At 34.1% G+C, this 12,994-nt stretch carries 13 protein-coding genes; 1 reads left to right on the forward strand and 12 read right to left on the reverse strand.

The annotated features are described in order from the left end of the window. Positions 1-11: 11 nt before the first annotated feature. The 11 genes from BQ7474_RS05025 to hflX all read right to left on the reverse strand — a co-directional run bounded on the left by BQ7474_RS05025 (position 12) and on the right by hflX (position 9,466). Complete coding sequence (locus BQ7474_RS05025) at positions 12-842, reverse strand: cell division protein FtsQ/DivIB (protein WP_159429548.1); 831 nt, start codon at positions 840-842, stop codon at positions 12-14. Further along, on the reverse strand, positions 832-1,926 hold the full coding sequence (murG, locus tag BQ7474_RS05030; protein WP_073997883.1) for an undecaprenyldiphospho-muramoylpentapeptide beta-N-acetylglucosaminyltransferase: 1,095 nt from the start codon (positions 1,924-1,926) through the stop codon (positions 832-834). Before murG ends, BQ7474_RS05025 begins: the two co-directional genes overlap by 11 nt. Next, complete coding sequence (gene murD, locus BQ7474_RS05035) at positions 1,923-3,248, reverse strand: UDP-N-acetylmuramoyl-L-alanine--D-glutamate ligase (protein ID WP_073997884.1); 1,326 nt, start codon at positions 3,246-3,248, stop codon at positions 1,923-1,925. The genes murG and murD overlap by 4 nt, the downstream gene beginning before the upstream one ends. After that, the gene (mraY, locus tag BQ7474_RS05040) at positions 3,245-4,195 is read right to left on the reverse strand and encodes a phospho-N-acetylmuramoyl-pentapeptide-transferase (protein ID WP_073997885.1); all 951 of its coding nucleotides are present in this window, start codon (positions 4,193-4,195) and stop codon (positions 3,245-3,247) included. The genes murD and mraY overlap by 4 nt, the downstream gene beginning before the upstream one ends. A 1-nt stretch (position 4,196) precedes the next feature. After that, a complete protein-coding gene (locus BQ7474_RS05045; RefSeq protein WP_073997886.1) occupies positions 4,197-4,598 on the reverse strand; it encodes a hypothetical protein in 402 nt (133 codons plus the stop codon). A gap of 2 nt (positions 4,599-4,600) precedes the next feature. Beyond that, positions 4,601-5,521 carry a 16S rRNA (cytosine(1402)-N(4))-methyltransferase RsmH gene (rsmH, locus tag BQ7474_RS05050; RefSeq protein WP_073997887.1) on the reverse strand — a complete coding sequence of 307 codons (921 nt, stop codon included), beginning with the start codon at positions 5,519-5,521 and terminating at the stop codon, positions 4,601-4,603. 2 nt (positions 5,522-5,523) lie between these two features. Next, on the reverse strand, positions 5,524-5,937 hold the full coding sequence (gene mraZ / locus BQ7474_RS05055; protein WP_073997888.1) for a division/cell wall cluster transcriptional repressor MraZ: 414 nt from the start codon (positions 5,935-5,937) through the stop codon (positions 5,524-5,526). A 134-nt stretch (positions 5,938-6,071) separates the two neighbouring features. Beyond that, the gene (lgt, locus tag BQ7474_RS05060) at positions 6,072-6,872 is read right to left on the reverse strand and encodes a prolipoprotein diacylglyceryl transferase (protein WP_073997889.1); all 801 of its coding nucleotides are present in this window, start codon (positions 6,870-6,872) and stop codon (positions 6,072-6,074) included. Next, positions 6,872-7,606 (reverse strand): YebC/PmpR family DNA-binding transcriptional regulator, encoded by a 735-nt coding sequence (locus tag BQ7474_RS05065; RefSeq protein ID WP_073997890.1) that lies wholly within the window; start codon positions 7,604-7,606, stop codon positions 6,872-6,874. Before BQ7474_RS05065 ends, lgt begins: the two co-directional genes overlap by 1 nt. A gap of 8 nt (positions 7,607-7,614) precedes the next feature. After that, entirely contained in the window at positions 7,615-8,253 is a 639-nt protein-coding gene (locus BQ7474_RS05070) for a YigZ family protein (RefSeq protein WP_073997891.1), read from the reverse strand. Continuing rightward, positions 8,231-9,466 carry a GTPase HflX gene (gene hflX, locus BQ7474_RS05075; protein WP_073997892.1) on the reverse strand — a complete coding sequence of 412 codons (1,236 nt, stop codon included), beginning with the start codon at positions 9,464-9,466 and terminating at the stop codon, positions 8,231-8,233. Before hflX ends, BQ7474_RS05070 begins: the two co-directional genes overlap by 23 nt. 133 nt (positions 9,467-9,599) lie before the next feature. On the opposite strand from hflX, the gene BQ7474_RS05080 reads away from it, so the two are divergent. Next, a complete protein-coding gene (locus BQ7474_RS05080) occupies positions 9,600-12,530 on the forward strand; it encodes a transglycosylase domain-containing protein (protein WP_073997893.1) in 2,931 nt (976 codons plus the stop codon). 103 nt (positions 12,531-12,633) lie between these two features. On the opposite strand, the gene BQ7474_RS05085 is transcribed toward BQ7474_RS05080, so the two are convergent. Continuing rightward, a complete protein-coding gene (locus BQ7474_RS05085) occupies positions 12,634-12,927 on the reverse strand; it encodes a GlsB/YeaQ/YmgE family stress response membrane protein (protein ID WP_177343662.1) in 294 nt (97 codons plus the stop codon). Between the last annotated feature and the right edge of the window lie 67 nt (positions 12,928-12,994).

The following is a 12,994-nucleotide window of genomic DNA, read 5'->3' on the forward strand; positions in this document are numbered from 1 at the left end:
TCTCTAATTTTTTAATAATTTAAATCTTCACTAAATGATTGATCGTCCACTTTTACTTTAGGATTTTTGCCATTATCTAGGTCTATTTGAACAGCTAGAACTCCTTTTTGGTCTATATCATTTAGGATTTTATCTAGTAATTTTAACTTATCACTAATATTGTTCAAATCACCGAATTTTACATCTATATCATTTAACATTATACCAATTTCAGCTTTATTTTCCAAATCTATTTCTTTTACCTTATCAATGTAGGAAAATTCCTGGATCGCCTTAATAAAATTGAGTGAAGCTTCCGAGCTAGTAAAGTTTTCCCCTGTGATATTCCTAAGCTTTGCCCCCCTTATTTTGATAAGTCCTTCATTATTTTCCAGGTTTTTTTCTATAATCTTAGCCTTGTTATCTATATAATAAGTCTTATCTTTTTCTTCTTGGTAAAAGAGCGGATAAGTTTCGTCTACTTCTATGGATAAAAGATTTGGAAAGACTTTCTTGATTTCTACGCCATCGATAGTGTCAATAGCACTAATCCTTTCTTCACTGTCAGCTATATTATAAGTCAATATATTTTGTCCAATAGGATTTGATATTTGACTTATTATTTGTTCATCACTAATATTTTTGTTACCACTTATGTATATGTCTGATATCTGCATAAAAGGATGGATATATAAGCTGTAGAGAACAGTTAATAGAAATAATATGATCAGAAAAAATACAAAGGGCTTAGAAAATACCTTCTTCTCCTTTTCGAAGTTGCGATTGTTTTTCTTGGCCACGTATGTTTTCTTTATGGTTTTTCCATCTTTTTTTAAATATCTGTTGTCATTATTATTTTGCATCATTACCAACTAATTCCAATACTAAGTCTAGAATCTTATCACTAGCATCCTCATCTGCAAGAGATCCTGCAGCCTTGCCCATAGCTTCTAGCTTTTTTTTGTCATCTATTATAGAAACAATATTATCATATAATATTTTGCCATCAAGATTTTTTTCTAATATCATAAGGGCTGCGCCATTGTCTACATAGGTTTGTGCATTATATTGTTGGTGATTTTCTGTGGTGTAAGCTTTAGGTATCAAAATAGATGGTTTCTTGACTGCAGATATTTCGGCAAGACTCATTGCCCCACTTGATGCTATTACCAAATCACTTACAGCGTAAAATAAGTCTATATTGTCAATGTAGGAAAAAGCCTTAATATAAGGATTGTCAGTAACTTCTTCCATGAATTTATCGTAGTTGAGTCTACCTGTTTGATGAAGTAGGTAAAATTCATCCTTTAATATCTTTGAAAGTTCAATTATCGCCTTATTTAGGGCGTATGAACCGTTTGATCCACCAAAGGAGAAGACTACCGGTCTATCTTTCTTGATGCCAAGTTTTGCTAAGTCCTCATCAGTAAAAGTTTCCTTGAAATTCGTCCTAACAGGATTGCCTGTAACTATAATATTATCCTTGTATTTTAAGTGTTTTTTGGCTTGAGGATAAGATATACATAGGTAGTCAACTTTTTTTGATAGGAATTTGGATGTGACCCCTGGATATGAATTTGATTCGTGGATTATAGTAGGAACCTTAGCCTTAGCAGCCTTATATATAATAGGCCCGCATACATAGCCACCAGTTCCAATTGCTATATCCGGTTTATATTCATTTACTATATGCCTTGCTGCCTTGAAACCCTTCATATTTTTGGATAAGGATTTGAAAAATCTTTTGTTAATCTTTCTAGGTAAGCCCATACCATCAATAGGCCTAAAATCATAGCCATATTTTTTTGCTATAGCCTCTTCTGGACCACCTTTTATCCCAACATAAAGAATCTCACAGTTTTCAATATTAGCTTGTAATTTTTGGGCGATGGCTATGGCTGGATATATATGTCCACCTGTTCCACCACCTGACATTATTACTCTCATTTAATATTTCCTTTGTACTTATCAATCTTTTCTTTAAAATCTCGACCCCTAGTTTGGTAGGAATCGTACATATCCCAGCTTGCACTAGCTGGAGATAGCAAGATGATATCAGGACTTTTGGCAATGCTAATAGCATATCTTACAGCCTCGTCCATATCATCAACTACTTTATATTTAACAGAATGTTTTTGGCACAAATCTTTTAGCATTTCTTTAGTTTCGCCAAGAATAATCATCTCTTTGCCATTTTTTGTAAAGGCTTTTACATAGTCACTATAGTCAATTTTCTTGTCATAGCCACCAGCAATAATTATAATGGGATCTGAAAAACTGTTGATAGCCTTTATAGAACTATCGACATTTGTACCCTTAGAATCATTATATATCTTAACACCTCTGACTTCATCTACAAATTCTAGACGGTGTTCTATAGAAACAAAGGTCTTGCTTGCTTTTGCTATTTGGTCAAAATCTAGCCCAAATAGGTAAGTTTGAAGGATAGCTGCCATCAAATTTTCATAATTATGGTTACCTATTATCTTTAAATCTTTGACATCCAAAACTTCGATTTCTTTGTCAGCTTCATTAAATATAATCTTATCATTTTTTAAATAAAGGCCTTTTTCCACCTTTGATTTGCTCGAAAATTCATAGATATTGGCCTTAAACTTATCCTTGTTCTTAGATAAAATCTCATCATCATGGTTGATGATTAAATAATCATTGGCATCTTGGTTTTTTGCAATATTGAATTTGGAATTTATATAATCTTCGTAAGAACCATGCCAATCAATATGGTCAGGACTTATATTTAGTATGGCAGCAATATGTGGATGGTAGTAAGATGTGTCTTTTAATTGGAAGGAAGATAATTCCTCAACAAAAACACTGTCATTGTTTTTCATCTGCCATAGGATTCCCTCACCAATATTGCCTACAGATATAGCCTTAACTCCATTTTCATTTAATATATGACTAATCATAGAAGTTGTTGAAGTCTTACCATTAGTTCCAGTAATAGCTAAAAACTTCTTATCAGGAAATATCCTATATGATAATTCTATATCTGATATAATTTCATATTTTTCTGCAAGTCTCACCAATAAATCGTCGCTAGGTTTGATGCCTGGAGATTTTACTACGAAATCATAGTCAATATCCATGATTTTGCAATCAGAAATAGGGCTATACTTATAGCCCTTCAATTGTTCAATTTCTATTTTATTTTTATCATAAGTATAAACTTGATAGTCCATTTGGGCTAAACATTTTACTGTTGATATACCACTGACAGCAAGTCCGTATACTAAAACTTTTCTCATAAAATTGCCACCAAAGTTATTAAACATAATAAAACACTAACTATTGTAAAGCCACTTACAATTTTTGGCTCCTTGTATCCTTTTAACTCAAAGTGATGGTGGATTGGAGTCATCAAAAATACTCTTTTCTTGTTTCTATGCCTATATGAGAAAACTTGGATCATAACTGATAAAGTTTCCATCACATAAACTCCACCAAATATCACTAGGTAGATTGGGATTCTTTCAATAATAGCAATAGCTACAACTGCTCCACCAATTGCCATAGATCCTGTATCACCCATAAATACTGATGCTGGATTTGAGTTAAATAACAAAAATCCTAAAAGCACTCCAAACATTATCATAGAAAATATCCTAGATGCGTCTTTTGTGCTTATCAAAAACAGGGTAATAAAGACTGGAAGTGATACGCTTGTAGCAAGTCCATCTAGGCCGTCAGTAAGGTTTACTGCATTTGTTGTTCCTACTATTATAAATATCAAAATAGGAAAACCTAGGATGCTTACAGAAAGCGGATAGTTTGAAAATGGTATGATCATCTCCATAACACTATCTTTGTCATTGATAAAAGCTAATATTGTAATAAGTATAGCTAAGCCGAACTGTAGTATTATTTTTTGTCTTGGATTTAATCCTTCAGACTGCTTTAAAACTAGTTTTCTATAATCGTCTATAAAACCTATTGCGCCATAGCCCAAAAATGCAATTATTAATATTGCTGAGCTTAAGTTAAATGGAACATATATTAAGGTTATCAAAAATGCTGCTATCAAAAATATTATTCCACCCATGGTAGGTGTGCCAGCTTTTTGGTAGTGGCTTTTTGGACCTTCTCTTCTAATGTTTTGTCCCACTTTCATATTTCTCAGTATGGGAAGTATCGCATAGCCTAAAATTATAGAAGATAAAATACTAATAATGGCAATCTTAAACATATCTGTCATATTAATTACCTTCTAAGTTTCTTATAGGAGTTTCATTTTTTGCATACACCATACCAAGTTCTTCCATAGCATAGCGTTGGATCCTGTTTAAATCAACAGAATTCTCTAGTTTTGCTTCTAAACGATCTCTCTTTAATTCTTTTGTTATTACTTGATTCATAAGAGTATTATACTCAATTCTCTTATCTTTCAATGCTTTTCTTTTATTAATATTAAAATATGATAAACTTACAATAATTGCCAATGCCAATAAAATCAAAGTGCTTTTTAGTCTTCTATCCTTTTTTCTAAGCATCTTGTTCTTATGCTTTTGACTATATCTAGGATTATCAGAAACCTTAAGCCTTTTTCTATTATGATTAGTGTTTATTGAAGTTTTATTAAAAGTTTTGCTATAATTCATGATTAAACCCTCTGACATACTCTAAGCTTGGCGCTTTTGGATCTAGAATTTTCTCTTAATTCTTTCTTTCCTGCAACAATTGGTTTGTTAGTAATAATCTTAACTTTTTGGACAGTATCACAAACACATACTGGAAGTCCTGGCGGACAAGTACAGTCCTTTTCTAGGTCCTTGAACTTGTTTTTTACTATCCTATCTTCTAGTGAGTGAAATGTTATGATACAAAGTCTACCACCAACATTTAGATGATCAACCACATCTTCTATCGTATTTTCCAACACTTCTAGTTCCCTATTAACTTCAATACGTAGGGCTTGAAAAACCCTTTTTTCTGGATGAGCTTCCTTACTTCTTACTGATTTGTTAACTATATCTCTTAATTTGAAAGTCGTATCTATTCGCTGTTTATTTCTAAAATCGACAATGTTTCTAGCTATAGTTTTAGAAAATCTTTCCTCCCCATATTTGGAAAAAATCTCAGTAAGCTCTTCTTTGGAATACTCGTTTACTATCTTTTCTGCTGTTAACTCATTTTCGACATCCATTCTCATATCAAGTGGTCCATCATGCATATAGGAAAATCCACGCTCTGCATTGTCTATTTGATATGAGCTGACGCCAATATCCATCAAAGCACCATCTATTTTTGAAATATTCAAATCTTTCAAAGTAGACTCGAAATTTTCAAAATTGGTATTGACGTAAATAACGTTTGGAAAATCCTTAAGATTTTCCTTTGAAGCCTTTATAGCTTCCCTATCTTGGTCAAAGGCAATAAGTTTACCTTTATCGGATAATTTTTCCAAGATCCTCTTGCTATGGCCACCCTTGCCAAGTGTAAGGTCAGCATAAATTCCATCAGGTTTTATATTCAAATTTTCTATTGTTTCTTCTGCCAAAACAGAAATATGTTCAAATTCCATAATTATTCATCCATAATATCGGATAAATTCACCTCGACTTCATTTATGTATTCTTGCCATGTATCCACATCCCACAGCTCAATAGTTGTGTTGTTGCCAATAATCATAGCCTCGCTTTCGATATTTGCATAATCTCTTAAATTCTTGTTTAGCAAAACCCTGCCTTGTTTATCTAGGCTGGTCTTGATTGTGGATGAGAAAAATAGTCTCTTAATCGCCCTATTTTTTTTATTTTCATTTATGAGATTATCAAGCCTTTCACTTTGCTTATCAAATTCATCCTTGGTATAAATCACCAAAGAATTCTCTGGTCCTTTCGTGATAAAAAATTCTTCAGTCAAATCTTCACGAAATTCACTAGGTATCATTATTCTATTTTTTGAATCTAGCTTGTGAGTAAATTCACCTAAAAACATTTCTTACCACCATAAACCACTTTAATCCACTTTGTAATTATTTTATACCATTTTTCATAATAAAGCAAACAAAAAAATCGACCAAAATGATCGATTTCTTAATGTTTTATATTTATTTGCCTATATACTTAAAATTATTTAAAGTTTATGATGTTTTCTTTCTTTTCCACTTGTTTTTTGGGCTTAAAATAAGGTGGGAGATTTTTCTTATTTGATATGAAAAATAAAACTCCTCCTAGCAATACAAATACTAGGGAAATGATTTGAGCTGTTCTAAGTGGGCCCCAATATAGGGAGTCTGTCCTTAGACCCTCTACAAAGAATCTCAATATTCCATAGCCTATCAAATAAGAGGCAGAAATTTTACCCTTGTCTGGATTATTTTTTCTCCAATTTATCAATATCAAGAAAATTATAATATCTCCAATAGACTCGTAGAGGAAAGTGGGATGTACTTTTACACCATCAATTATTATTCCCCAAGGTAGATCTGTTGGGCCACCGTGAGCTTCTTGGTTGACAAAGTTTCCCCACCTGCCTATTCCTTGGGCTAGGGCAAGGGATGGTGTCATGACATCAGTCATATCCAAAAAAGGCACTTTTTTGTGTTTTGCATATAGGTAAAGGGCAAGAGTTCCAAAGATTATTCCCCCATGTATGGCAAGTCCACCTCCCCTGATATTTAGGATTTGTCCAGGGTTTTGGGAATAATAGTCCCACATAAATATTACATACCAGACTCTTGCACCGATTATCCCACTTGGCAAAATAACGAAAAGTATATCGTAGATGAAGTCTTCATCAAAGCCTCTTCTTACAAATTCCTTTTTGGCAAATTGTGTACCAAGGATTACCCCAAAGACTATGATTAAGGCATACCAATATATTTTTATTCCAAAAATTGAAAATGCTACGGGGTCTATATTAAAAGCCATTATTCTTCCTCGTCTGGTTCTTGCCAGTTTGTATATACTTCTTGGACGTCATCGTTATCTTCTAGGCTATCAATTAATTTTTCTAGGGCCTTGTGGTGGCTTTCGTCAACTTCAATATAGTTTTGAGCAAGATATGTTATCTCAGCTCTTTTGCTCTCATAGCCTGCCTTTTCCAGACTTTCTTTTGCATCATTGAATGCTTCTATACTTGTTATAGCTTCAAAAAATTCGCCCTCTTCGCTTACATCATCTGCACCAGCTTCTAGGGCATCCATCATAAAGTTATCGAAATCCTTGTCTTTGCCATCTACAAGTATTACGCCTTTTTGGTCAAACATAAACATAACTGATCCATCTGTTCCTAAGTTTCCACCATTTTTGTCAAAGGCGTGGCGAACATCTGGTGCAGTTCTTTGGACATTATCTGTAAGACAATCTACTATGATAGCTACTCCACCTGGACCATAACCTTCATAGATTATTCTTTGATAATTATCTCCAGCTCCCTCACCTGTGGCTTTTTTGATGGCACGTTCGATGTTATCATTTGGCATATTGTCTGCTTTTGCCTTATCAATTGCTGCCTTTAAAGCTGGGTTATAATCTGGATTATCTCCCCCTTGACGAGCTGCTACAGTGATATTTCTAGCATGTTTGGTAAAGATCTTGCCTTTCTTGGCATCTTCACTTCCTTTTTTGTTTTTAATTTTGCTCCACTTATTATGTCCTGACATATATCCTCCTACTTAGTAAAAAGCATTTTTACTTCTTCTTTTTTAATATTTATTTGTCCACTGGTCAAATTGGTCAAATCCTTTTCTATTTTTCCAAAATAATCTAGACTTATATAAGCTCTTTGACTTACCTTGTCAGTAAAATCTTTGCCTATAATCTTTATCTTATTTTCAATTAGATAATTTTCAATTTGACCGAGAACATTATACGAATGAATTAATTCTACTACATAAAAAGGTCTTTTGTAAACAATATTTCCATCGATTACATCACTTACTCCCCTAGAATAAGCTCTGACCAAGCCTCCCTTGCCCAAAAGCTTGCCACCAAAATACCTTGTTACAACAACTCCTACATTTGTAAGATTATTTTTCTCAAGAACACTTAACATGGGTAAGCCAGCTGTACCAGTAGGCTCTCCATTGTCATCATATCTTTTTATAACAGGTATCTCATTTATTATATAGGCAGTGCAATTGTGGGTGGCATCTTTGTATTTTTGTGAAATTTCTTCTATAAAATCTTTGGCCTCATCTTCACTTTCTACATGGGAAATACTTGTAATAAAAACTGATTTTTCTTCTTCAAATTGGCTTTGATTTTGCCCTTTAATTGTCCTATATTCACTTGATGAGATATCGGTCATATTTATTAAAATCCTCTTTTGATATATCAAATTCTATATTGGTGCCATCTGTATCGTATTCGGTATTTTCTATATCGTAATTTGTCATCATATAGTCCAAAACTTCCCCATGGGCAAAGGATATGTGCATCTTTACTCTTTGATAATCACTTTTTATTATAGATACGATTTTTTCCTTAAGTCTTATTATATCATCGTCATTTCTTGCTGATATATAAATTCTATCCATATCTCTTTTGAAAAGCTCAACCTTAAGCTTATCTTCAACCTTATCCATCTTGTTAAAAACATAAAGTATTTCCTTATCTCCTACATCTATGTCTTCTAGGGCCTTTTCTATGGCATGGATTTGGTGTTCTATGTTGTGACTTGCATCTATTACTATCAAGAGCATATCGGAAAATTTAATCTCATCTAGGGTTGTCAGAAATGAATCGTTAAGTTCTTCTGACAAATTGTCTATAAAACCAACTGTATCTGTAAGGGTAACCTTAGTATTGGCAAAGTCTAGTCTCCTAGTAGATGTATCAAGGGTTGCAAAAAGCAAGTCATCGGAATAGACGTACTTATCCTTGCCAAATAATTTCATCATTTGATTTAAGATAGTGGACTTGCCGGCGTTGGTGTAGCCCAAAAGAGAAATATTGTGGATATTTGTCCTAGCTTTCCTATTTATTTTTTTTGTCTTTTCTACATCTTTAAGTTGGCTTTCTAAAGATTTGATATCTCTAACAACAGCACGCCTATCAGTCTCAAGCATGGTTTCACCAGGTCCTCTGGTTCCAATACCACCTGCCTGCCTAGACAGATATGAAAACCACTTGTTAAGTCTAGGTAATTGATATTTTAGCTGGGCTAGTTTGATTTTTAGCCTACTTTCCTTGGTGTTGGCACGCAGGGCAAAGATATCTAGTATCAAACTTGTCCAATCTACTACATGAAGTTTTAATTCTTCTTCTAGATTGTATAATTGGCTAGCTGATAGCTCCACATCAAATATTACTGTGTCTATCGATAGCTTTTCTGCCAAATCTTTAATCTCACTAACCTTGCCCTTACCAATATAGTATCTAGGATTAACCTTGTCTACTACTTGACTGACATAGGCTAGGGACTTGCCCCCAGCCGTGTTGATTAATGATTCCAATTCGTATATTTTATTGTCTAAATCATCATCTCTATTTAAAACATTAACTTGAATAACTTCCTGCATAAAGATCCTTTCCATTTGATTATACGATTTGAAGAAAATTTATAAAGAAAATGGCTTATAGATTATTTTCTAAAAAAATGATAAAATAAGAATAATATTGAAATAAATAAAAAATAAAAATTTAGGAGGCTTAATGTTTAAGAAGATTGCCTCTATAGTGTTAAAACTCATATTAATAGTTCTATTGTTTGTTGGATCTATAGGAGTTGTCTTAGCCGGCCTTGCTGGCGGTGCAATCCTTGAGGTTATGAAGGCTGCTCCAGAAATAGATCCTAACATAATTAAATATGAGATGAGTCAAAACTCCACTATAGTTGATGAAGATGGTAATGAAGTAGATTCAATAGCTACTAGCGAATACAGAGAAATAGTTGACAATAAACAAATCCCTGATGATTTGAAGCACGCTTTTATAGCTGTTGAAGACGAGAGATTTGAAAGTCATCCAGGACTAGATTTTAAGTCCATATTAGGTTCAGCCATAGATAACTTCAAGGCTGGCGGTATCGTCCGTGGTGGTTCAACTATAACCCAACAATTGGCACGTAACACTTATCTTACAAACGACCAAACCTACGAAAGAAAAATAAAAGAAATTTTCCTAGCCTTAGAGATTGAAGATGCCTTGGATAAGGACGAAATACTTAGTGCTTACCTAAACCGTGTATTTATGGGCCAAAATTCCTACGGTGTCCAAGCAGCCGCAAGAACATACTTTAATAAAGATGTATCCGAGCTAAACCTTGCCCAGTGCGCCGCTCTTGCAGGTATTGTCCAATCTCCATCAGAAAACTCACTTTATAAGGCTATTAAAACTAATGAAGTGACTGACCAAAAAGTTTTGGGTGAATTTACTATTGATGGTGAAAAATATTCGGCAGTTTATAACCCAGAACCATACAAGAGACAAAAATATGCCCTAGAAAAAATGCTTGAATTAGGCTTTATATCTAAAAAAGAGTACAAGGAAGCTGTTGACTTTGATGTAGCCAGCTCAATTGTTCCAGCCGAAAGAACTAATACAGAAATCGCAAGCTACTTTAACTCTCTTCTTGAAAGACAAGTTGTAAAAAAGCTTCAAGAATTATACGACATGAGTGAAAATCAAGCTTGGGATAGACTATATTATGGTGGACTTAGGATAACTACCACTATTGATGAAGATATGCAAAAACAGCTTGAAGCAATCTATGCTGACTTTTCATCATATATTATGGGAGATACTTCAGGCTACCAACAAGCCCCACTCTTGGATTTAAATTATGACCAATATGGCAATATTTTAAATAAAGAGGGAAATTTACTATACTATGCCCGAGCAAATATATTAAATGATGATAACGACCTTAGATTAAGACCTGACGAGGCTTACTTTGATGATAATGGAAATTTGGTACTAAATACCTACAAGGCATATTTAGACCAAACCAACTTGGTATTTAGGAATTTCTACACACTTGATGAAAACAATAAGAATCTTAGAACCCATAGTACAGGTCATATAGCTTTTGAATCTAACGAAGATATTAGCCTAGATGAAAATCAAAATGTTATTATTTCTAAAGATTATTTAGATAAAAATGAAGGTTTACTGACAGCCTATGATGATGGCTCTTTCTCACTATCAAAAGATTATTACGATATTGACCTAGAAGGAGTAATCCAACCTCAATCATCAACTGTAGTAATAGACCAACAAAATGGTCACATCAAAGCAATAATGGGCGGCCGTGATCAAACCGGTATTAGATTACTCGATAGGGCATCTGTAATTCCTAGACAACCAGGTTCCTCTATCAAACCAATTGCTACTTATACTCCTGCCTTAGACAATGGATATAACCTTGCTACTGGTATGGACGATGTTCCTGTTATAAAAACAGAAGATGACAAACCTTGGCCAAAGAATGTTTACGAATATTATATGGGAGTTGTCCCTATCAGAAAGGCCATAGAATATTCTATCAATACTATAGCAGTAAGAACCCTAAAAGAAATTGGTATACCAACAAGCTTAGAGTACCTTAAAAACTTCGGAATCATCAAAGAAGATGGCGATGATAACTTTGTTACAAAAGAAGATAATGCTCAAACCAATGACGAAAACCTTGCTGCCATGGGTCTTGGGGCTATGACTAAAGGTCTTACAACTCTGGATATGACTGCAGCTTATGCAGCACTTGCAAATAAAGGAACCTATAATGAACCATTGACCTTCTCTAAAATAGAGGACTCCACAGGTAAGGTATTATTTGATGATGACGATGTGACTACTCATGAAGTAACAACAGAAGATACAGCTTATCAAATAACCTCTGCCCTTCAATCAACAGGCAAATATTACAACAACATCTATATAGACGATATGGATTTTGCAACCAAAACTGGTACAACCGACAACCAAGTTGACTTCTGGTGCATGGGCTATACCCCATATTACACAGTTGGTATATGGATGGGAGCAGATGACCAAAACTTACATTTGAACGGTACATCAATCCAAAGAGCAGCCTTGATGTGGAATGTCATAAATAACCACATACTAGAAGGTTACGAAATTAAACAATTTGAAAGACCTGATAGCATAGTAGAAATGCAAGTTGACAGTATGAGTGGTAAACTACCTTCTGAGATTTCATCTTGGGACCCACGTGGAACCATAGTTACAGAAATATTTGGACCAAAGAATACTCCAACAGAAAAAGATGATGTCCATGTTATGGTCACTGTAGACTCAAGAAATAATCTCCTAGCCTCTGATGTTACACCAAGCTGGGCAGTAGAAAACAGAGCCTTTATAAAACCAAAGAGCAACTACGATCCTAACGAATTTGGTGGTATCTTGCCAAGAGACTGGAATTACAGACCTCCAACAGAATATTCAACCCTTATCTATGTTCCGCCTGAAGAAGACGAAGATGAAGATAAAGACGATGAAGATAAGGATGAAAAGGACAAAGACAAAGACGAAAACGGTGATAATCCTGATGCTGGCACAGGTACAAATAACAACCAACAAAATCCTGGAGCTGATACAGGAACTGATGGCAACCGCGGTTTTTAAAAGGAAAGCTTAAGCAAGTTTATACTTGTTTAAGCTTTTTTCTTTGCCATAATTTGTACAAAAAAATCAGGGCATCTCAGCCCTGATTGTCATAATCTAAATACTAGAATCTTTTCTTAGTATTATTTGGTTTATTCTTGCCTGTAATTAGGTTGATAACCCATAGTAAGATTACCGCACCAATTACTGCCCACAATACTTGGACAAATGTGCTTGGAGCAGCTCCCTTTAGGAAGAATGCATCATAAATCCATCCACCTATAACAGAACCGATAATACCAACTATGATATTAGCAATACCTCCCATTTGAGAATCTTTGCCCATAATCATACTTGCTATCCATCCAGCTAATGCACCTAGTACTAGGGTCATAATAATTCCTGCTTGATTAAACATATTTACTCCTTTCAAATTTGTATAAAATTACCTAATAAATTAAGTATTATCACATTATATTTATATC

The sequence above is a fragment of the Anaerococcus urinomassiliensis genome, assembly GCF_900128425.1.
GTDB lineage: Bacteria > Bacillota > Clostridia > Tissierellales > Peptoniphilaceae > Anaerococcus > Anaerococcus urinomassiliensis.

What these genes read in the sequence shown, in the direction of transcription:
- hflX (WP_073997892.1), bottom strand. Translation starts at nt 9,466, where the DNA reads ATGCAGGAAGTTATTCAAGTTAATGTTTTAAATAGAGATGATGATTTA.
- mraY (WP_073997885.1), bottom strand. Translation starts at nt 4,195, where the DNA reads ATGACAGATATGTTTAAGATTGCCATTATTAGTATTTTATCTTCTATA.
- BQ7474_RS05045 (WP_073997886.1), bottom strand. Translation starts at nt 4,598, where the DNA reads ATGAATTATAGCAAAACTTTTAATAAAACTTCAATAAACACTAATCAT.
- murG (WP_073997883.1), bottom strand. Translation starts at nt 1,926, where the DNA reads ATGAGAGTAATAATGTCAGGTGGTGGAACAGGTGGACATATATATCCA.
- BQ7474_RS05025 (WP_159429548.1), bottom strand. Translation starts at nt 842, where the DNA reads ATGCAAAATAATAATGACAACAGATATTTAAAAAAAGATGGAAAAACC.
- rsmH (WP_073997887.1), bottom strand. Translation starts at nt 5,521, where the DNA reads ATGGAATTTGAACATATTTCTGTTTTGGCAGAAGAAACAATAGAAAAT.
- BQ7474_RS05080 (WP_073997893.1), top strand. Translation starts at nt 9,600, where the DNA reads ATGTTTAAGAAGATTGCCTCTATAGTGTTAAAACTCATATTAATAGTT.
- BQ7474_RS05070 (WP_073997891.1), bottom strand. Translation starts at nt 8,253, where the DNA reads ATGACCGATATCTCATCAAGTGAATATAGGACAATTAAAGGGCAAAAT.
- murD (WP_073997884.1), bottom strand. Translation starts at nt 3,248, where the DNA reads ATGAGAAAAGTTTTAGTATACGGACTTGCTGTCAGTGGTATATCAACA.
- BQ7474_RS05065 (WP_073997890.1), bottom strand. Translation starts at nt 7,606, where the DNA reads ATGTCAGGACATAATAAGTGGAGCAAAATTAAAAACAAAAAAGGAAGT.
- BQ7474_RS05085 (WP_177343662.1), bottom strand. Translation starts at nt 12,927, where the DNA reads ATGTTTAATCAAGCAGGAATTATTATGACCCTAGTACTAGGTGCATTA.
- lgt (WP_073997889.1), bottom strand. Translation starts at nt 6,872, where the DNA reads ATGGCTTTTAATATAGACCCCGTAGCATTTTCAATTTTTGGAATAAAA.
- mraZ (WP_073997888.1), bottom strand. Translation starts at nt 5,937, where the DNA reads ATGTTTTTAGGTGAATTTACTCACAAGCTAGATTCAAAAAATAGAATA.